Annotated in this window: 17 protein-coding genes and 1 pseudogene; 3 read left to right on the top strand and 15 right to left on the bottom strand. The window is 45.7% G+C overall.

Annotated elements, in window-relative coordinates; all coding sequences use genetic code 11:
• The 11 genes and pseudogenes from MSA64_RS05915 to MSA64_RS05865 all read right to left on the bottom strand — a co-directional run.
• A pseudogene (locus tag MSA64_RS05915) lies at positions 1-1,433 on the bottom strand (hypothetical protein); the annotation flags it as partial.
• 155 nt (positions 1,434-1,588) lie between these two features.
• Entirely contained in the window at positions 1,589-3,061 is a 1,473-nt protein-coding gene (gene spoIVA / locus MSA64_RS05910; RefSeq protein WP_022170892.1) for a stage IV sporulation protein A, read from the bottom strand.
• Positions 3,062-3,132: 71 nt separating this feature from the next.
• Positions 3,133-3,897 carry a tRNA (guanosine(37)-N1)-methyltransferase TrmD gene (trmD, locus tag MSA64_RS05905; RefSeq protein WP_118574170.1) on the bottom strand — a complete coding sequence of 255 codons (765 nt, stop codon included), beginning with the start codon at positions 3,895-3,897 and terminating at the stop codon, positions 3,133-3,135.
• A 90-nt stretch (positions 3,898-3,987) separates the two neighbouring features.
• On the bottom strand, positions 3,988-4,494 hold the full coding sequence (gene rimM, locus MSA64_RS05900; protein ID WP_106492225.1) for a ribosome maturation factor RimM: 507 nt from the start codon (positions 4,492-4,494) through the stop codon (positions 3,988-3,990).
• A gap of 99 nt (positions 4,495-4,593) precedes the next feature.
• Positions 4,594-4,824, bottom strand: coding sequence for a KH domain-containing protein (locus MSA64_RS05895; protein WP_022170895.1), 231 nt, complete (start codon positions 4,822-4,824; stop codon positions 4,594-4,596).
• Positions 4,825-4,952: 128 nt separating this feature from the next.
• On the bottom strand, positions 4,953-5,198 hold the full coding sequence (rpsP, locus tag MSA64_RS05890; protein WP_022170896.1) for a 30S ribosomal protein S16: 246 nt from the start codon (positions 5,196-5,198) through the stop codon (positions 4,953-4,955).
• Between the two features lie 52 nt (positions 5,199-5,250).
• Positions 5,251-6,597: a signal recognition particle protein gene (gene ffh, locus MSA64_RS05885; protein ID WP_022170897.1), complete on the bottom strand. Its 1,347-nt coding sequence runs from the start codon at positions 6,595-6,597 to the stop codon at positions 5,251-5,253.
• A 3-nt stretch (positions 6,598-6,600) separates the two neighbouring features.
• Positions 6,601-6,945, bottom strand: coding sequence for a YlxM family DNA-binding protein (ylxM, locus tag MSA64_RS05880; protein WP_022170898.1), 345 nt, complete (start codon positions 6,943-6,945; stop codon positions 6,601-6,603).
• A gap of 95 nt (positions 6,946-7,040) precedes the next feature.
• Entirely contained in the window at positions 7,041-8,258 is a 1,218-nt protein-coding gene (locus tag MSA64_RS05875; protein ID WP_154432382.1) for a MalY/PatB family protein, read from the bottom strand.
• Between the two features lie 334 nt (positions 8,259-8,592).
• The gene (gene xylB / locus MSA64_RS05870) at positions 8,593-10,065 is read right to left on the bottom strand and encodes a xylulokinase (protein ID WP_154432383.1); all 1,473 of its coding nucleotides are present in this window, start codon (positions 10,063-10,065) and stop codon (positions 8,593-8,595) included.
• A gap of 31 nt (positions 10,066-10,096) precedes the next feature.
• On the bottom strand, positions 10,097-11,563 hold the full coding sequence (locus MSA64_RS05865) for an L-fucose/L-arabinose isomerase family protein (RefSeq protein WP_022170901.1): 1,467 nt from the start codon (positions 11,561-11,563) through the stop codon (positions 10,097-10,099).
• A 268-nt stretch (positions 11,564-11,831) separates the two neighbouring features.
• On the opposite strand from MSA64_RS05865, the gene MSA64_RS05860 reads away from it, so the two are divergent.
• Positions 11,832-12,989 (top strand): ROK family transcriptional regulator, encoded by a 1,158-nt coding sequence (locus MSA64_RS05860; RefSeq protein ID WP_287890962.1) that lies wholly within the window; start codon positions 11,832-11,834, stop codon positions 12,987-12,989.
• A gap of 105 nt (positions 12,990-13,094) precedes the next feature.
• Here the strand turns inward: MSA64_RS05860 and MSA64_RS05855 are convergent, their stop codons facing one another.
• The gene (locus MSA64_RS05855; protein WP_287890960.1) at positions 13,095-13,448 is read right to left on the bottom strand and encodes an SPOR domain-containing protein; all 354 of its coding nucleotides are present in this window, start codon (positions 13,446-13,448) and stop codon (positions 13,095-13,097) included.
• Positions 13,449-13,888: 440 nt separating this feature from the next.
• Here MSA64_RS05855 and MSA64_RS05850 point away from each other — a divergent pair, with 440 nt between their 5' ends.
• Entirely contained in the window at positions 13,889-14,179 is a 291-nt protein-coding gene (locus tag MSA64_RS05850; protein WP_235904512.1) for a helix-turn-helix domain-containing protein, read from the top strand.
• A gap of 245 nt (positions 14,180-14,424) precedes the next feature.
• Positions 14,425-15,327 (top strand): DegV family protein, encoded by a 903-nt coding sequence (locus tag MSA64_RS05845; protein ID WP_154432386.1) that lies wholly within the window; start codon positions 14,425-14,427, stop codon positions 15,325-15,327.
• A 267-nt stretch (positions 15,328-15,594) separates the two neighbouring features.
• Here the strand turns inward: MSA64_RS05845 and ilvA are convergent, their stop codons facing one another.
• The 3 genes from ilvA to smc form a co-directional block, all read right to left on the bottom strand.
• Positions 15,595-16,806, bottom strand: coding sequence for a threonine ammonia-lyase (gene ilvA, locus MSA64_RS05840; protein WP_154432387.1), 1,212 nt, complete (start codon positions 16,804-16,806; stop codon positions 15,595-15,597).
• Positions 16,806-17,753, bottom strand: coding sequence for a signal recognition particle-docking protein FtsY (gene ftsY / locus MSA64_RS05835; protein ID WP_277663363.1), 948 nt, complete (start codon positions 17,751-17,753; stop codon positions 16,806-16,808). The genes ilvA and ftsY overlap by 1 nt, the downstream gene beginning before the upstream one ends.
• Positions 17,754-17,873: 120 nt before the next feature.
• A complete protein-coding gene (gene smc / locus MSA64_RS05830; RefSeq protein ID WP_154432389.1) occupies positions 17,874-21,431 on the bottom strand; it encodes a chromosome segregation protein SMC in 3,558 nt (1,185 codons plus the stop codon).
• Positions 21,432-21,531 lie beyond the last annotated feature (100 nt).

Here is a 21,531-nt window from a genome sequence, read left to right as displayed (position 1 = left end):
ACATCCACACCCACCTGAGGATCGGAAAGATAATATTTTTTCTCTACATAATATTCATGCCCATTCTTATCTGGCACTTTCAGATAACGAGGTTCCCTAGCAGTACATACTCCGCTGGCATCAAAGGTGTACAGATATCTTTCCAGACTGTAATCCTTGTCAGCCACCATTCTTCCGTACTTATCTATGTAGTAGCTGCCAACTCCGGCATTTCCCACCCAGTAATTATAGGCTTTCTCACCTACTTTTTCTGCACTGTTCTTTGCGGTCGGTTTCAGATAATACCAGGTGCTTCCCTGCTTCAGCCAACCGGTTACCATATAACCATTCTCGTCTAAGTAATATTCTTTTCCGCCTACAGTCTTCCAGCATTTCTTTGCATAGGTGCCATCTTCCTGTACCAGCATCCAGCGGTCTCCGTTCAGTACCCAGTAAGCCTGCGCCTTTGTTTTTGACTGATCCCATACACCATTGGCATCCACATAGCTGTTTCCGATCCAGGTGTCTGTCTCCATGGCTCCGCTTCCATTCATGTAATACCAGGTGCTTCCCAGCTGTAACCAGCCGGTTACCATAGCTCCATTACCCGGATTCAGATAGTACCAGTTGTTTCCAAGCTTCAGCCAGCCGGTTACCATCCAGCCGGCTCCGTCAAAATAATACCAGCTTCCGTTGATCATTTCCCAGTTATTTCTGGTATAGCTTCCGTCTGCATGACGATACCACCAGCGGCTTCCGCTCTGTATCCAGCCGGCCTGTGCTTTTACTTTCCCCGGGATCCAGGCTCCGCTTCCGTCTACATAATTGTTTCCGATCCAGGTATCTGCCAGCATCGTTCCACTTTCATTCAGATAATACCAGGTACTTCCCAGCTGGATCCAGCCCGTTGCCATCGCTCCGCTTCCTGTCAGATAATACCAGCCGCTCGGGCGTTTTAACCAGCCGGTTACCATCCAGCCGGCTCCGTCAAAGTAATACCAGGCTCCGTTGATCACTTCCCATCCATTGCTGGTATAGCTTCCGTCTGCATGACGGTACCACCAGCGGTTTCCATTCCGGATCCACTGATTGACATCCACTACAGCCCGTGGCTGTACCTGTGCCTGAGGTTCTGCCTCTGAAACCGCCTGTTCGCCGGTCTGTGTCGTCTGCGGTTCTGCCTGTTCGCCGGTCTGTGCTGTCTGCGGTTCTGTCTGTTCTCTGCTCTTATCTGCAGCTGTTCTGTTTTCTGCTGCTTCGGTTTCGTCTGTCTGTACCTCTGCTGCATATTCCTCTGCCTGTTCTTTGTTTTCTGTTTCGTTCTCCTGCCCGGCCTCCTGGGATGCTTCCTGTGTCACTACCGGCTGCGGAACACTTGCCAGTGCCCCGGTCGGTGTCAGCATGGTAACTGTAAGGCATCCTGCCAGTAATCTGCTTACGTATTTTTTCTTCATATGTATTTCCTTCTATTGTATTTTCTTCTATGTCTGAAGCATTGCACTCTTCTCGATTATACAAGAAACAATGTACTGGTTTCTTTGCCACAGCTTTTATTATAACTTTGTTACAAATCTTTGTCAATTTCTTTGCATTTTCCTCAGCACTTTTTTCAGATAATTATACAGATCAACCCGCCCTTGCTGTCATTGACAATCTTTTGCATCGTATCCTGCAGCTTCACCTGACTTTCTTCACTGATCTGAGCAATCTTGGTACGGATGCCGTCTTCTACCAGCTGTTCGATGGATTTTCCGAAAATATTGGTCTCCCACATACCATCATCGGTATTTTTTTCATTTTCTTTGATGAATGTGATCAGATCGTGCGCCTGTTCCTCGCTTCCTACAATCGGTGCAATCTCCGTCTCAATATTCGCTTTGATCATATGGATGGACGGACTGACCGACTTGATCTTAACACCGTATTTGTTTCCCTGACGGATCACAACCGGTTCTTCCAGTGTGATCTCATTTTTCTCGGGGATCACCACACCATAACCTGTTCCACGTACGGATTCGATGGCCTGCTGGACTTTTGTATATTCCTGTTTCATCTGCGCCAGCTCTTTCAGCGTATGGATCAGCTGATACTCGCTCTCTATCGTCACACCGGTCATCTCACTCATCACCTGATAATAATAGGGGTCTTCGATCTGAATACGGACTTTTACCACGCCGTTGGAAAGGTTGATTTCTTCCAGTGTGACTGATTTGACATAGTTACTGTCCATCTCCAGATTTTCCTGCCGGATATCACGGATATATTCCATGGTTCCCATCTTCTCTTTCATCTGTTTCAACAGATCTTCTTTCAGATAATGGGTGACCGGAAGCAGTTCCACCCATTTTGGTATGTAATATTCGATCTGACGCACCGGAAATTCATAAAGAATCTTTTCCAGGATCCGGAGCACATCTTCTTTTCGAAGTTGTTCACAGTTTACCCCGAGTACCGCTGCCTGATATTTTTCTTCCAGTTCTCTTACCAGCTTCTGTGCCTCTTCCCCGTACGGCTTTTTCGAATTCACAAGAATCAAAAATGGTTTCCCCTGTTTTTTGAGTTCCTGTACTGTCTTTTCTTCTCCATCCACAAAATTTTTACGCGGAATATCACCGAAGGAACCGTCGCAGGTTACTACGAGACCGATGGTAGAATGTTCCTGGATCACTTTTCTGGTTCCAATCTCTGCCGCCTGATGAAACGGAATCTCCTGTTCATACCAGGGGGTTTTTACCATTCGTTCTTTTTCCTGCTCCATATCCCCTGTAGCTTCAGGCACCATAAATCCCACGCAGTCGATCAGTCGGATCTTCACCGGAATCTCTTCTCCCAGATTTACATTCACCGCTTCCCTGGGAATAAATTTGGGTTCCACTGTTGTAATTGTTTTTCCTGAACCGGAAACCGGCAGCTGATCCCGCACCTCTGCAGCATCCTGTTCTTCCATTCCCGGAAGTGCCAGAAGTTCCATGAACCGCCGGATAAATGTGGATTTGCCCGTCCGGACCGGTCCTACCACCCCCAGAAGGAATTGGCCCTTCGTACGGGCTTGTATATCTTTGTAGACAGCAAATGGCTCCATATAGAAAAATCCTCCTCACCTATACTACTACTCAGTATATGTGAGAAGAATTTTCTCTAATACCAGATTTTTTATTTTTCACAGGGGGATGGATCCTCTTGTGCCATATTTCTCCGCAGCTGTTCCAGATACTGTTTTTCTTTTTTACTCAGTACTGCATCTTCCAGAAGTTCCGGACGGTTCTGAAGAGTTCGCAGGATAGACTGCTCTCTCCTCCACTTTTCAATATTCGCATGATGACCGGAAAGCAGCACATCCGGTACTTTTTTCCCCATCCATTCTGCCGGACGGCTGTACTGCGGATATTCCAGAAGATTGTCATGGAAGGAATCAAATTCCGCGGATTCTTCATTGTTCAACACTCCCGGCACAAAACGGGAAATTGCATCCATCATTACCAGTGCCGGAAGTTCCCCGCCTGTCAGTACATAATCACCGATGGACACATAATCTGTTACCACTTCTTCCAGCACACGCTCATCTATACCTTCATAGTGTCCACACAAGAATACAAGATCCTGTTCTCTGGCAAAATCTTCCACCATCGACTGCTGAAATACTTTTCCCTGCGGTGTCAGATAGATCACACGTGGTTTGTATCCGATGGATTCGGTCACCTGTTTCCATGCTCCGTAGACAGGTTCCGCCTGCATCACCATGCCGGCTCCTCCGCCATATGGATAGTCGTCCACTTTCATATGTTTATTGGTTGAAAAATCCCGGATGTTCGTTGCAGTCAGCCGGATCAGTCCCTGCTCCATAGCCCGGCCCATAATACTGGTTCCCATACCCTGTTCGATCATCTCGGGAAACAATGTAAGTACATGATAATGCATACTCTTTCCTTCCTGTAATCATACAGCCGTTTGCACAGCTGCTTTTTATCAACATGGATACCTGTCTGAATCTGTCCCGTCAAAAAACGGTCAGATCAGACCATCCAACAGATGAATTTTCATTTTTCCTGCTTCCACATCCACATCAAGGATGCAGTCTTTGATTGCCGGGATCAGAACCTCTCCATGTTCTTCTGTCCGGATACAATACACATCATTTGCCCCTGTCTGCATCACATCTGTCAGAACACCAAATGCTGTACCATCCTCAAGTTCTACCTGCATATCAATCAGATCTGCAATAAAATACTCATCTTTTTTTAATTTCACTGCATGTTCTCTGGTCACATACAGGCTCTTCCCTTTATACTTTTCAATGTCATTGATATTATCAATGCCTTTAAATTTCAGAATCACAAACTGTTTGAAAAATTTTACCCCTTCGATTTCCAGACCTTTCTGTTCTCTTCCGGTATCCAGGATCACCTGTTTTAATTTTCTGAACCGATCTGGATCGTCTGTAGTAGGAAATACTTTTACTTCTCCCCGGATCCCGTGAGTGCTGGAGATTACTCCAACCTGCAGCAATTGTTCCATATCTCTACTCCTCTTTGTTTCCTGTTTCCAACGATATATATTACCCGCGGAAATGAATGAAAAAGGATATAGCCATTGGCTATATCCTCATATTTTCAGCTATTGCAGAATTTCAACTACAACCTTCTTATCACATTTAGAGGAAGCAGCTTTTACCACAGTTCGGATTGCCTTTGCGATGCGTCCCTGACGGCCAATCACCTTGCCCATATCGGAAGGTGCCACCTTCAATTCTACTAAAATCGCATTGCTCTCTTCAGTCTGGTTTACTACCACTTCTTCCGGATGGTCTACGAGGGATTTTGCAATTACTTCTACTAAATCTTTCATCACGCACCTCCACGTATTTGTCAGAGCATTTCCATCTCAGAGAAATGCATCAGGCAAAAACGATATTACTGTTCAGAGCAAATCATGAACAGCAACAACATAATTCAGCAGCCCCTGGCGGTCCTGCATTATTTTTCGATACCGGCTAATTTGAAGATTTTGCTTACAACTTCTGTAGGCTGAGCACCGTTTGCCAGCCATTTTTTAGCTGCTTCTTCGTCTACTTTGTATACGCTCGGATCACAGGTAGGATCGTATGTTCCGATCTCTTCGATGAATCTTCCGTCTCTTGGGGATCTGGAATCTGCAACGATGATTCTATAGAAAGGTGCTTTTTTCTGACCCATTCTTCTCAGTCTGATTTTTACTGCCATTTTAATTTCCTCCTTAAGGTTATCCTTGTTTATTATAGTTTTATTTGTTTATTTAAAAGGGAAGCTTAAAGCCGCCTCTTTTACCGCTTTTACCACCCAGCATGCCAGGCATCTGTTTCATCATCTTTCTGGTCTGATCAAACTGTTTGACCATCCGGTTGACTTCCGCAATATCTACACCTGCGCCCTGAGCGATTCGTTTCTTTCTGGACGGGTTCAAAAGATCCGGGTTGGCTCTTTCTTTCGGAGTCATGGAAAGGATGATGGCTTCTTTTCTCGCCATGTCTTTCTCATCGATCATACCCTCGATGTCTTTTGCTTTGTTTCCCAGTCCGGGAAGCATGTTCAATACACTGGAAATACCGCCCATGTTCTTCATCTGGTTCATGCTCTCCAGATAATCGTCAAAGCCAAAGGTTGCTTTCTTGATCTTCTGTTCCATCTCGCGGGCTTTGTCCTCGTCGATGTTCTGCTGAGCTTTTTCAATCAGGCTCATCACATCGCCCATTCCCAGGATACGGGAAGCCATACGATCCGGGTAGAACTGTTCGAGATCGGAAAGTTTCTCTCCCATACCTACATACAGAATCGGTTTTCCACTGATTGCTTTGATAGAAAGTGCCGCACCGCCTCGGGTATCACCATCCATCTTTGTTAAGATCACGCCGTCAATGCCCACCTTCTGATTGAAGGACTCTGCCACATTGACTGCATCCTGACCGGTCATCGCGTCAACTACCAGAATGGTCTGATCCACGTTGACTTCTTCTTTGATCCGGATCAGTTCCTGCATCATATCTTCATCCACATGAAGACGACCGGCGGTATCGAGGATCACAACGTTAAAGTTCTGATTCTTTGCATGTTCAATCGCTGCTTTGGCGATGTTTACCGGGTTCTGTTTATCTCCCATCGAGAAAACTTCCACACCCTGTTTTTCACCGTTGATCTGCAGCTGTGTGATTGCTGCCGGACGATAAACATCACAGGCTACAAGCAATGGCTTTCTGCCTTTTGCTTTCAGCTTTCCGGCGATCTTTGCTGTGGTTGTTGTCTTACCTGCACCCTGAAGACCTGCCATCATGATAACAGTAATCTCTCCTGCCGGGCGCAACGCGATCTCCGTGGTCTCACTTCCCATCAGAGATACCAGTTCATCGTTTACGATTTTGATCACCATCTGCCCCGGATTCAGTCCGTTCATCACATCCTGACCGATCGCACGTTCCTGTACCGCTTTGATAAACTGTTTTACCACTTTAAAACTGACATCTGCTTCCAGAAGTGCCATCTTAACTTCTTTTAATGCTACCTTTACATCTGCCTCGGTCAGACGGCCTTTGCTTCTCAGGTTTTTGAATACATTCTGCAGTTTTTCAGTTAAACTTTCAAATGCCATGTATTATAACTCCTCTAATATGCTGTGGGATAAAGTCTCGATCCGGTTCATCACCTGATTCAGATCTTTTTCCTCATAGTGTTGTGTCAGTCCGTGAATCTCATGTACCTTCTCGCGGACCGCTACGAACTTTTCTACCAGATGCAGTTTTTCTTCATATTCTTCCAGTATTCTGGTACTGCGCTTCACCAGATCATGAACCCCCTGCCGGCTGATTCCCTGATCCTGCGCCACCTCGCTGAGCGAATAATCATTCAACACAACATCTTCGTAAACATTCTGCTGATGCTCCGTCAGCAGTTCGCCATAGAAATCATATAACAATGCCTGTCTCGCAAGCTTATCCATGTGCATCACCTTGGACATCATACAACAATCTTTTATGGGTGTCAAGTACTTTTTCTTGACATCGTCATTTTATGATGTTGGAGGCAAAAGGTATTTTATTTTTCTTCCACAAACACATATTTTTTCAGCCGTTCAAAAGCTTCCTGCACTCTGCTGAGTGGCAGTGCCAGGTTTACGCGGATGCCGTACGGGGCAAAGAACGGGCGACCGTCCTGCCATGCCACACCTACATCCCAACCGGCTTTGAGGACCTCGTCGATGGTTTTTCCATGTGTCTTACACCATTCTTCACAGTCCAGGAACAGCATATAGGTTCCCTGCGGGCGGCTTAATGTGACACCGGGAAAGTGTTCTTTGATGAAATCGCAGGCATAGGAAACATTTCCGCTCAGTACCCGGCACAGTTCATCCACCCACTCATAGCCTTCCGGTTTATATGCACCGATCAGTGCATACATGGAAAGTACATTCATCGCATTATAGTGTGATTTACTGCTGGCTGCCATCACCCGGTCACGAAGATAGGAATTGTAAATGATATGATAACTTCCCACCAGGCCTGCCAGGTTAAAGGTTTTGCTCGGCGCATACATCGCCACGGTGCGGTTTCTCGCATCCTCGCTGACAGACTGTGCCGGCGTATGATGATATCCTTCCAGGATCAGATCCGACCAGATCTCATCGGAGATAACCACGCAGTCATTGGCCTTGTATACTTCCATCGCTTTTTCAATCTCCCAGCGTTCCCATACCCGTCCACACGGGTTATGGGGATTACAGAAGACTGCCACATGGATATGATGCTCTTTGATCTTCGCATCCATATCTTCATAATCCATCCTCCAGATTCCTTCCGCATCTTTTTTCAGCGGACTGTGAACCATCTTATATCCATAATTTCCGATGCATCCGGTAAATCCGATATAAGTCGGGCTATGCAGAAGCACTGCATCCCCCGGACTTGCAAATGCCTGTAATGTAGACAGAACACCGCCGAGTACACCATTTTCATACCCGATTGCCTCCGCAGTCAGTCCCTCTACACCGTTTCGTTTCGTCTGCCAGTCGATAATCTCCTGAAAATACTCTTCCCGCGGATCAAAATATCCAAATGCCGGGTGCTTTACTCTCTCCGCAATTGCCTCCTGTACAGTCGGTACTGTCGCAAAATTCATATCCGCCACCCACATCGGAATAATATCAAATCCCTCTTTTGGTTTCGCCGGACTTCCCTGTCCGTCTTCACTGAGACCATCTACCGCAATCGCATCCATACCGTGACGATCCATGATTGTTGTAAAATCGTATTTCATTTGTAAAAACCTCCATGTGTATATAATTACTCTTATCAATAACTGCTCCACACCTTCACAGTTATCTCTGTTATATATGTTTTCTGTATAAAGCACAAATGTAAAAGCAGGCAGGAATACTATCTGAAACTAGTTTCCTGCCCGTTTTCCCATTACTTTATTGTCTGTACATTCGTTTGTATCTTTGTCCGGAAGAGTCATGTCTGTTCTGTCGTCTGTTTTTATTTTTCCGGAAATCTTTTATCTGTATTATTCTGTATCTAGAGCATGTCTGAAAAATCATTTCCGCAATCTGCAAGCCCCCAACTCACGAAAAGCCTTTTTCAGACACGCTCTAGGAAAGCTTCGGGAATAACGCTTTCACCGTCGGATAGATCTGCACAAATTTCCGATACTGTGTCTCGTATTTTTCTGCGATCTCCGGATCCGGTTCTACGGTTTCCACCACTTTCACGATCCTTGCAGCCGCCTCTTCCACCGATGCAAAGGTTCCATCCGCAACTGCAGCAAGCATCGCACCGCCAAGGGCAGGCCCTTCCTCGGAAGCGATCCGGTCCACTTTGATATTCAGTACATTGGCAATGATCTTCCTCCACAGTGGACTCTTCGCTCCACCGCCACAAATCCTGGTTCTCTCGATATGAATCCCCAGAGATTTTGCTATCTCAAAAGAATCACGGATCGCAAACGCCACGCCTTCCAGAACCGCCTGTGTCATATCCGCACGTGTGGTATCCATGGACATGCCGATAAAGGTTCCTCTCGCCTGCGGATCATTATGCGGAGAGCGTTCTCCCATCAGATACGGTAAGAAGAATACATGATTTTCTCCCAGCTTTTCTATCACTTTCTGCTCTTTTTCGTAATCTTTCGTTCCAATAATGGTATCCATCCACCATTTATTGCAGGATGCCGCACTCAGCATGCATCCCATCAGATGATAATGTCCGTCAGCATGGGCAAATGCATGCAGGGCATTGTGTGGATCCACACCGAAATTCTCACTGGAAATAAAAATTGTTCCGCTGGTTCCCAGAGACACATTACACTGACCATCTCCCACTGTACCGGTTCCCACTGCTGCCGCAGCATTATCCCCGGCACCAGCTGCCACCAGACAGGTTTCCGGCAGTCCCAGCTCTTTTGCTACCTCCGGTTTTAATGTGCCCACTTTTTCATAACTTTCAAAAAGTTCCGGCATCTGTTCCCTGCTGACGCCACAGATTTCCATCATCTGTTCTGACCAGCATTTATTTTTCACATCCAGCAGAAGCATACCGGATGCATCGGAGTAATCACAACAATGTACACCGGTCAGACAGTATGCCAGATAGTCTTTCGGAAGCATAATTTTACAAATCTTCGCAAAATTTTCCGGCTCATTTTCCTTTACCCACAGAAGCTTCGGTGCGGTAAATCCGGCAAATGCGATATTCGCCGTATATTCAGACAGTTTTTCTTTTCCGATCACCTGATTCAGATAATCGGTTTCTTTTGTGGTTCGCCCGTCGTTCCACAGAATCGCCGGGCGGATCACCTGATCCTTCTCATCCAGAATAACCAGTCCATGCATCTGTCCGCCAAAACTGATACCTGCCACCTCTGCCGCGTCGATCTTGCTGATCAGTTCACGGATTCCTTCTTTCGACTGTTCCCACCAGTCTTCCGGATTCTGTTCTGACCAGCCCGGATGCGGGAACGACAGTGGATATTCTCTGGATACGATATTGACAACCTGTCCTTCCTGATCCATCAGCAGAAGTTTTACTGCAGATGTTCCAAGGTCTACGCCAATATAATATTTCATTTTTTCCTCCTGTATCTGATCTATTTTTATTTTATGCAAAAGGATTTTCTGTCGGATATCGGTCTCCCTTCGGATGGTTGTATCCGATCTCATCCGGTGTTACGCCGATGTATTTGAATACTTCAAACAGTGCTTTTCCATAGTGCCCGAATGCAACGGCTCCGTGATGTGGATAGCCTTTTTCGATCAGCTCATGACGATAGAATCTTCCCATCTCCGGAATCGCGAAGATACCGATGCCACCGAAGGAACGGGTAGCAACCGGAAGTACTTCACCGTTTGCCACATAAGCGCGCAGTTTTCCGTCAGCCGTACTCTGCAGACGGAAGAATGTAATATCTCCAGGTACGATATCTCCTTCCAGTGTTCCCTGCGTCACTTCTTCCGGAAGGGATCTTGCCATGATCAGCTGATATTTCATGGAGCAGGAAGTCAGTTTTCCGGTTGTGGTATTACCACAGTGAAATCCCATAAATGTATCTTTGTGTGTATAATTATATTTTCCTTTGATTTCACTTTCATACATATCTGCAGGTACGGTATTGTTGATATCCAGCAGGGTTACAGCATCGTTACTTACCATTGTTCCGATAAATTCACTCAGTGCGCCATAGATATCCACCTCACAGGATACCGGGATGCCTCTTCCGGTCAGACGGCTGTTCACATAGCACGGAACAAAACCGAACTGCGTCTGGAACGCCGGCCAGCATTTTCCTGCGATGGCAACGTATTTTCTGGATCCTTTGTGTGCTTCGATCCAGTCAAGGAGAGTCAGTTCATACTGTGCCAATTTTGGAAGAATGGTTGGTTTGTTGTTTCCATCCCCCAGTTCTTTTTCCATATCTGCAACCACTGCCGGGATTCTTTCGTCTCCGTCATGTTTGTGAAATGCTTCGAACAGATCCAGTTCGGAGTTTTCTTCGATCTCCACACCCAGGTTGAACAGCTGTTTGATCGGTGCATTACAAGCCATAAAGTCCTGCGGACGCGGACCGAAAGTGATAATTTTCAGATCTTTCAGACCAACAACGGCTCTTGCAATCGGAACAAACTCTTCCATCATCTCAGCGACTTCTTCCGGTGTTCCTACCGGATATTCCGGGATATATGCTTTCAGATTGCGAAGCTGCAGGTTGTAGCTTGCGTTCAGCATACCGCAATATGCATCTCCACGTCCCTGTACCAGATTGTCTCCATGCTCTTCTGCTGCCGCAACCACCATACACGGTCCGTCAAAATATTTTACCAGCAGAGTCTCTGCGGTCTCCGGACCGAAGTTCCCAAGATAGACAACCAGGGCATTACATCCTGCTTCCTGCACCTCTTTCAGGGCTTTCTGCATATCCAGCTCACTCTCTACTACGGTTGGACATTCGTACAGTTCTCCCTTATAAGCTGCTGCCACTGCTTTTCTTCTTGACTCGGACAGGGTGATCGGGAAGCAGTCTCTGCTTACGGCTACGATACCTAATTTTACTTCCGGCATGTTCATCATGATCTTATTCCTCCTTGATTTTCTTTCACTGTTTATTCTGACGGATCTTCCGTGCAGTTTCTTTTTCGTTTCATTTGTTTATTTACTAAACTAATCACACTGTATCACTTGTTGTATCTTTCGTCAAGATATTTTTTAGTTTACTGAAAATTGTGAAAAATGTGTCCTGGAACATTCTTTATTTTAATTTGTTTACTTATCAAACAAATTGTGGTATGGTAAATATTAGTTTAAGAAAAAGAAGATTTTACAGGAAGGAGGTGCCTGCATGGTCACAGGAAGCAGAGAACTGATCCGGGAGATGAATCGACGGCTTGTTTTAGAAACGGTCATCAATGACGGTCCGCTTTCCCGGGCGGCTATATCAAAAAAACTGGGACTCACCAAAGCAACGATCTCTGCTATCGTGCAGGATCTGCTGGACGAACAATATATCGAAGAAATCGGAAGCGACCAGACTCAGTATGGTCGAAAACCGATCCTGTTACAGTTCTGTCGACAGAATGGTTATATTATCACCCTCGATCTCGGCGTGGAATGCACCGTGCTGATGGTCTGTGATCTGCTTGGACAAAACTGCCGGCGTCATCAGTATAACTGTACGCTGGAACGTGACACCGCAATCAATTTCCTGTTGCAGATCATTCAGAATCAGATTCGTCTTCTTCCCGCTACTCCTTTTGGTGTCGTGGGAATTGGTATCGGCATCCATGGAACCGTCTGCCGGAATGAGATCACTTTTACTCCGAATTATCATCTGGCAGATCTTCCCATTGTAGATGTTCTGACAGACGCTCTCGATATTCCGGTATGGCTGGAAAATGAGGCAAATCTTTCTGCCCTCGCCGAGAAGACTTTTGTGGAAAATCATAAAAACCTGATTCATGTCAGCATTCATGCAGGTGTCGGTGCGGGAATTATTCTGGATCACCATTTATATACCGGCTTCGCCGGAACAGCAGGAGAAGCCGGTCACATGATCGTCCAGCCCGGCGGCCGTTCCTGCCCATGTGGCAATCATGGCTGTCTCGAACAATATATTTCCGAACCGGCGGTTCTCTCCCGCTACCAGGAATTATCCGGTCGCACCACTGTCTCGATCGACGATCTGGTCTGGAGCTATAATCAGAAGGAAGCTGATGCTCTGGCTGTAGTGGATGAATTCACTACCTATCTCGCCTGTGGAATCAACAATCTCTGGAACCTGTTCTCCCCGGAATGTATTATCCTGAACAGTCAGCTGACCGCTTACCTCCCTCAACTGCTCCCGGAGATTTTGCAGAAACTTTCCGCACGTTTCCGCGCTACCTGTCAGCTGAAACTTTCCACGCTTCAGGATACAGGGGTGCTTCTTGGGGCGGCAAGGGTTTGCATCAGTAAATATCTGGGGATTGAGAAGCTGTATTTTTCCGGCTTTCAGCCATGATACGCTGTTTGACTCGTTGCTCTCGTAAAATCAAGAACCGATAGTTTTCTGTATCTTTCAAAAACTATCGGTTCTTTTCATAAAATCGATTTACAGGATTCCCTTTTATCCCTGCCAGTTTCCGGAATATTTGATATACGCATCCGAACAAACTCTCTGCACATCCTGGAGTACCGCAGAGGCAGCTTCCTTTGTTCCATAGATACCAGCCGTGATAACATACCATTTCTCAGTATTCAGATTGCTCCAGTCCGTAGTCACAAACACCTGCGCATCAAATCCATTTTCCCGGATTTTCTTTGCCTGTTTCTGAGCCTCTGCCTCCGTCTTTGCCGCACCACACCAGATGCCGTAAAAAGGAGAGATGGAACTCTGAGAACTGTCAGACTGCTGAACCTCCTTTTCCTGTTCCTGTTGTATGTTTTCTTCTTCCTGATATTCCTCTTTCTTTTCTTTCATTGTTTCGCTTGTTCCAATAAGTTCACTGGCTTCTTCTATTCAAATATATTTATCTGCATTTTCTTCTTTAACAGAGAAACAATCTCTCCCATAATTGCAATACTTATTCCACCCATATACACACTTGTCATATTATCTTTTTTATCATTTTCATGGTTTTATCTGGTTCTAATCATATTTTTATAGTTGCTTTCTCTCAATACAATTAGAAAAGTATTCTACATATCTTTGTACTCTTTTATTATTTCTTCATATTCTGAAATTCTTAACCGAACATACTCCCGAGCTGAAATATATCCATTTTTATCCAAATCTGCTTTTTTATATCTTTCTTCCATTCCCTCTCGTATATTCGTATTTATAATCGGATATTCATTAATAGTTCAGTTTATTAAACTAACATTTTTTCATATGATTAAAAGAAAAGTCAAGGAGAACATATGTCACTGGATTATAAAGAAATCGGCAGACGCATCGCAGCCCGACGTGAACAGCTTGGGTTGAAGCAATCTGAAGTCGAAGAACGAGCGGATTTAAGTTATAAATATCTTTCTAATATTGAGCGTGGAATCTCCATTCCATCTACGGAAGTTATTATGCGACTCGCTTCAGCACTTGAAACTACACCGAATGAATTTTTAATTGGTACAAACAGTTCGGACAATGCAGAATGGGAAGATATTGCTGATATGCTACGTTATTTCGATAAGAAAAAAACTTTCTCTTACTAAAAATTTTCTGATATGGCTTTCTGAACAGGAATTATAATCATCCTATTTATTTTTCACATTACAAACCCGAATTCTTAACTATTTTGAGCATTCGGGTTTTTATTTTTTTACAATACACTGGTTTTCTAAAATTTCTATAAAAATACGACACATCCCCCAAAACGTATCTTGACTTTCCTCACCATTTTTCCTATACTGCTATTTGCAACCCTTTACCCTGATTTTCTGATAAGGATATTTATATTATGTTTGAAATTTTTGTTGATTCTGCTGCGAATATTCCGGCGGAGCTTGTGAAGGCATTTAAGATTAAAGTGCTTTCTTTTGTAAATCTTGTAAATGGTAAAGAAATGACCTGTTTTGATCCGGATCTTACGCCAGAGGAGGAGCGTCAGAAAGGAAAAGATTATTATGATATGGTTCGTGCCGGTGCGGATATCAAGACCGGACTGATCAGCAGCGGTGTCTTTGAAGATGCGTTCCGGGAGGCTCTGGAGGCGGATAAAGATGTGCTTTATTTTTCTCTCAGTAAAAATATCAGTGGAAACTATAATTCCGCAAGAATCGCTGCCGAAGATCTGATGGAATCCGGTAATTATACCAGAAAGATCCGTATGATCGACTCCCTCAACGCTTCCCTGGCACAGGGAATCCTCGCGATCTATGCCAGTGAGATGCGTGAAAAAGGCATGGCTTTTGATGAAGTGGCTGACATCCTGGAAACCTGCCCGGCAAAAATGAACGGTGTCTTCACTGTCGGTGATCTCAAATACCTGGCAAGAACCGGACGCCTGAGTGGAACTGCTGCAGTCATCGGTAATGTATTGAGCATCAAACCGATCCTGCGCGGAAACAAAGACGGCTACATCGTCCAGTATAAAAAATGCCGTGGTCGCAAATCCGCCCTGAACGAGCTGATCTCCCTCGTCTGCAATAACATCGTGGAACCGGAAAAACAGATCATCGGAATCGCCCACGCAGACGCTTACGAAGACTCCCTGTACGTCATGGAAGAAATCCAAAAACACATCAAAGTCCGTGGCTTCATCAACACCTCCTACGACTTCTGCACCGGCAGCCACGTAGGCCCCGACACCATCGCCATGTTCTTTATGGGCAACGACCGCGAATTACAGGGCATGAAATAATTTCTTAAATTAATCATCATAACTCCAAAATGACAGATAGTATTCCAGAACATCCGTTTTAAAATACTACCTGTCATTTTTTAATCCAGTCAATAACTTCCAATTGCATCCACCCCTTCTCCCTCAGCCAATACCCATCCCAAAAGCAGACTGCACCGTTCACGGCAACACTTTGTGGGCGACTAGCTCAAAGTTGCCCTGCCCACGTTGCCGAGAACGGTGCAGTCTGCCTTCGGGCGTCCGTACATTGGCTCACCCTTCTATATTTTACAGATTCGTCCGAATCAATTTCGGCCGATATCCATCTTTTTCCAGTTCCTGCATAATCTGCTGCTTATGCTCCGTACCAAACGCTTCCATAGTAATCTTAAGCTCCACAGCTGCATTTCTGTTTGTACTATAGAACTGGTTATGATCCAGTTTAATAATATTACCCTGCTGCTCCGCAATCTTCTGAGAAACCTTTGTAAGTTCACCCGGACGATCCGGCAACAGAACAGAAATCGTAAAGATACGGTCTCTCTGGATCAGACCCAGCTGAACAACAGATGCCATCGTGATCACATCCATATTACCGCCACTCAGAACAGAAACCACTTTTTTACCCTTGACATTCAGGTGTTTCAGTGCTGCCACAGTAAGCAGACCGGAGTTTTCTACGATCATCTTGTGATTTTCTACCATATCCAGGAAACTTACGATCAGTTCATCATCTTCTACTGTGATCACATCATCCAGATTCTTCTGCAGATACGGGAATACATGCTCACCAGGAGTTTTTACCGCAGTACCGTCCGCAATCGTATTGACCGTAGAAAGTGTGGTAACTTCTCCCTTATCCAGAGAAACCTGCAGACAATTTGCTCCTGCCGGTTCCACACCGATCACTTTGATGTTCGGATTCAGCAGTTTTGCCAGTGTGGAAACACCGGTAGCCAGCCCGCCACCGCCGATTGGAACCAGAATATAATCAACCAGAGGAAGCTCTTTGATGATCTCCATAGCGATGGTTCCCTGTCCGGTTGCTACTGCCGGATCATCGAAGGGATGGATAAATGTATATCCATGTTCTTCTGCCAGCTCATAAGCATGTGCACATGCATCATCGTAGACATCTCCATACAGGACAACTTCCGCACCGTAGCTTTTTGTTCTCTCGACTTTGATCAGTGGTGTTGTGGTCGGCATAACGATGACAGCCTTTGCACCGTATGCTTTTGCCGCATAAGCCACACCCTGCGCATGATTACCTGCGGAAGCGGTGATCAGACCTTTTGCTCTCTCTTCTTCTGTCAGTGTACTGATCTTATAGTACGCACCTCTTAACTTGTACGCACCGGTTCTCTGCATATTTTCCGGTTTAAAATATACTTTATTTCCTGTCATCTGACTGAAATAATCACTGAAAATCAATTTTGTATCCTGGGTTACTCTTTTTACAACCTCTGAAGCCTCTTCAAATTTGTCAATGGTAAGCATTATAATTCTTCCTCCTCTGTTTTCACATCAAACAGTGCATTTACAAACTGTTCTGCATTGAATTTCTGCAGATCATCGATGGATTCTCCCACACCGATATATTTTACCGGAATATCCAGCTCGGACTGGATGGCTACGGCGATGCCGCCTTTTGCAGTTCCGTCCAGTTTTGTAAGAATGATACCGGTGACGTTTGCCACCTCTTTGAACTGTCTCGCCTGTGCCAGTGCATTCTGTCCGGTCGTACCATCCAGAACAACCAGTGTCTCCAGATAAGCATCCGGATATTCTCTCTCCAGCACACGGTAAATCTTTCGAAGTTCTTCCATCAGATTCTTTTTATTATGCAGACGTCCTGCAGTATCACAGAGCAGTACATCTGCATTTCTCGCTTTAGCTGCTGCTACGGCATCGTACACGATTGCTGCCGGATCTGCACCGGCCTGTCCCCCGATCAGATCCACACCGGCACGATGCGCCCACTCTGACAGCTGCTCTCCTGCGGCTGCGCGGTATGTATCCGCTGCTGCCACGATGACTTTCTTGCCCTGATCCTTCAGTTTTCCTGCCAGTTTTCCGACAGAAGTAGTTTTTCCCACACCGTTGACACCTATCACCAGCACAACGGATTTTCTGTTTTCAAATTCATAGGCAGTATCACCCACATCCATCTGACGTTTGATCTCATCGATCAGAAGCTGTTTACATTCCGAAGGTTCTTTGATCTTCTTTTCTTCCACTTCTTCCTTCAGATGCTCAATAATAGATGTTGTGGTATTGATACCAATATCCCCCATCACAAGGATCTCTTCTATTTCTTCATAGAAATCATCATCGATACTGGAAAAGCCGCTGAAAATAGAGTCAATTCCGGCCACAATATTATTTCTCGTTTTTGTCAGACCCTCCCGGAGACGTCTGAAAAAACCTTTCTTTTCCTCTGACATATGGTTTCCTCTCTTACTCTCAACTTTTTCATCATTTTGTCTCTGTCACTTTACTGTACGACTTCATTATAAAATGATGTATATACTACTGCAAGTCTTTTTTTGATTTACAGATAATTCCTACTCATCCAGCTGATTCTCGATCAGGTTGACCGATACCAGCGTGGAAACACCTTTTTCCTGCATGGTGATACCGTAGAGGCGGTCTGCCGCGTTCATTGTACCCCGGCGATGGGTGATCACAATAAACTGTGTGTTTTTTGTAAGTTTGTGCAGATACTGTGCAAAACGGGTAACGTTGGAATCATCCAGTGCCGCCTCGATCTCATCCAGCAGACAGAAGGGTGACGGTTTCAGGTTCTGTATGGCAAAAAGCAGTGCAATGGCTGTCAGTGCCTTTTCCCCACCGGACAACTGCATCATGTTCTGCAGCTTCTTTCCCGGTGGCTGAGAGATGATCCTGATACCGGCTTCCAGTACATCCTCATCTTCCATCAGCTCCAGAGTACCCTTTCCGCCCCCGAAAAGCTGTTTGAATACTTTATCGAATTCCACGCGGATCTCCTGGAACTTTTCTGTAAACTGTTTACGCATTCCCTCATCCAGTTCTGCAATGATTCCTTTCAGTGTCTCTGCTGCCTCCACCAGATCGGTATGCTGCGCGCTTAAGAACGTGTGACGTTCCAGAATCTCTTTATATTCCTCAATCGCATTGACATTGACATTACCCAGTTTTCGGATCGCATCTTTTAATTCTGCGATCTGCTGCCGGATCACACTGCGCTCCGGCATGTCTTCCATCCGATAGGTGTTCGCCTGTCCCGGTGTGACCTCATACTCTTCCCAGAGATAATTAATCTGGTTATCCTGCCGTTCTTCCAGTTTTTCTTTCTGGCTGTTCAGTCGGAAACATTCCTTGTCCATCCGGCTGATATGTGCAGACAGTTCATCCCGGCGGCTGAAGAATGTCTTATGCTGGCTGTTCAGTTCTTCTTTCTTTTCCAGATACTGCTGCATCTGCGCCTCGTCTTCCTCACGGATTCGGCTGGCTTCCTGAATTGTTTTCTGAATAGACAGAATAGTTTGTTCTTTTTCTTCTTTTTCCTTGCCACCCTCTTCCAGAGATTCCTGCATCTGTTGCAGTTCACCTCTCATTGCCGCTTCTTCCTGATGAATACGGATGAGATTTTCTCCTGTAAAGCTCACTTTCTGTTCCAGCGAAGCATAAGCCACCTGGATCTGGTTCAGTTCCTGACTGTAAGAAGCTTCCTGTTCCTGCAATTTTTCCAGAATTTCCTGCTGACTGTTCACCAGTGCTTCCTGTTCCTGCTCTCTGGCTGTGGAATGTTTCATTTCTTCCCGGATGGATGAACTGCTTTCCTTGATCTCTGCAATCTGTCCTTCAATCTCGCGTCCCTCTGCTTTTAACTGTCCATAGCCGGTCCGCACTTCACGGATGCGCGCCTCTGCCTGGGTGATTCCCACCTTTTCTGTATTCTGACTGATCTGCAGCTGCTGTAACTGCCTGGTCATCTCTGCCAGATCATCCCGCAGTGTATTTCTACGCTCCCGTTTATCCAGGATGATTTTCTGTATCTTTTGCAGCTCTTCTTTCAGTGCTGCCACTTTTCCTTCCAGTTCCTCTATTTCCCGGCGACGTCCCAGAAGATTGCTGCTGTTTCGGAACGCTCCACCGGTCATGGAACCGCCGGGACTTAAGGATTCTCCCTCTAACGTAACAATCCGCAAGGTATGGCGGTATTTTCTTGCAATGACGATGGCGTGATCAATGGTATCCACCACCAGTGTCCTTCCAAGAAGCTGTGACAGCAGAGTTCGATACGTACTTTCGGCAGTTACCAGCGTATCGGCGAGCCCGATCACACCTTCTTCTTTCAGTGCTGCGGGATTCTGGAAACTGCTGCTTCGCATATTGGTCAGGGGAAGAAACGTTGCCCGGCCGTACCGGTTTTTCTTCAGATATTCAATCATGACCTTAGCGGTCTGTTCGTTATCCGTAACGATATTCTGGATACTTCCGCCCAGAGCTGTTTCCACCGCTGTTTCATATGCTTTCTCTACCTTGATCAGGTCTGCAACAACACCGTGGATCCCCGGCTGGCGATCCTTCTGTTCCATAACACGCCGGATACTGTTGCCATATCCTTCATAACGTTCTGCAATATTTCGCAGGGACTCCAGACGGGATGCCTCCCTGTGATAGGCTGTCTGTCCCTGTTCCAGTTTCTTATTCTGTTCCTCCATCTGGCTTCGCAGAGAGCCGACTTCCCGCTCCACTTTCCGGTATTCCATCTGTATACCATCCATCTGAGCGCCGATCTCTTTGCATTTTTCCTGATGTCCCTGAATGATCTCCTGCTGCTGTGACTCATCGCTTTTCAGTTTCAGGACACGCTGGCTGAGAGCCGCTTTCCGTATACCGATCTGTTCAAGCATCGCATCATAACGCTGCATCTTACCTTTGGTGGATGCCCGCTGATTCAGGATCTCGATGATTTCACTCTTACCATCCTCTATGCTCTGATTTGTTTCTTCTATATTCTGATGCAGAATCGCCAGTTTTTCTTCTGCTTCTTTCTTTCTGACAGCTGCTTCGCCCAGGCTTTCTTTCAGGGCTTCCTGTTCCTGTTCATGTCCGGCTGCTTCCTGCTGTCGGCGGTCAAGTTCCTGACGGATCGTCTGGATACGTTCTTCATAGTGCTGATGATTCTGCTGGGCTGCGCGGATCTGTTCTTTTAACAGTTCCACACTGTTTTCCAGCTGCTGCTTTTTCAGGGCATTCTCGCTCGCCTGAGTTCTCGCTTCCTGAATCTTCGTATCCAGTTCTTCCAGTTCCTTTTCCAGACGTTCATACTCTGCTTTTGTCTGATCAAACTGTGTCTGCGTCTGTTGCAGCTCATTCTGAGAAATCTGATATTTTTCTTCTGTTTCTTTTAACTGTTCTTTGATATGAGCACTCTCCGCCAGATACATGTTCACATCCAGGATCTTCAGTTCTTCTTTTTTCTTCAGATAGACTCTGGCCGTTTCTGACTGTCGTTCCAGAGGACCCAGTTGCCTGGTAAGTTCCGACAGAATGTCTGTCACACGAACCAGGTTCTGCTGTTCCTCATCCAGTTTCTTTAATGCAGTTGCTTTTCTCCGTTTGAACTTTACAATACCTGCTGCCTCGTCGAAAAGTTCTCTTCGTTCTTCCGGTTTTCCGCTCAGGATCTTATCGATCTGACCCTGACCGATAATGGAATATCCTTCTTTACCGATACCGGTATCGTAAAACAGTTCGTTGATATCTTTCAGTCGGCAGCCGGTTCCATTTAACAGGTACTCGCTTTCTCCGGAACGATACAGTCGTCTGGTGACAGTCACCTCTTCATACTCGATATCCAGTTTGTGATCGGAATTATCCAGAGTAATGGCTACCGATGCAAATCCCAGCGGTTTTCTGGTCTCTGTACCGGAAAAAATGACATCCTGCATATTTCCGCCACGCAGCTGTTTTGCACTCTGTTCACCCAGTACCCAGCGGACAGCATCACCAACGTTGCTCTTTCCACTGCCGTTAGGGCCTACAATGCCGGTGATACCGTTATGGAATTCAAATACGATCTTATTGGCAAAGGATTTGAATCCCTGTACTTCGATACTCTTTAAATACATACGTCACCTACTGTTTCTGTTTGTTGTCCGTGGCTTTCAGTCTGCAGATCGCACGGTATGCTGCCATCTGTTCTGCAGCTTTCTTGGTTCTTCCGCTTCC

The sequence above is a fragment of the Oliverpabstia sp. genome (genome assembly GCF_022785585.1).
Lineage (GTDB): Bacteria > Bacillota > Clostridia > Lachnospirales > Lachnospiraceae > Oliverpabstia > Oliverpabstia intestinalis.
The sequence above is the reverse complement of the archived record's forward strand: the minus strand, read 5'-3'. Positions and strand labels throughout refer to the sequence as shown.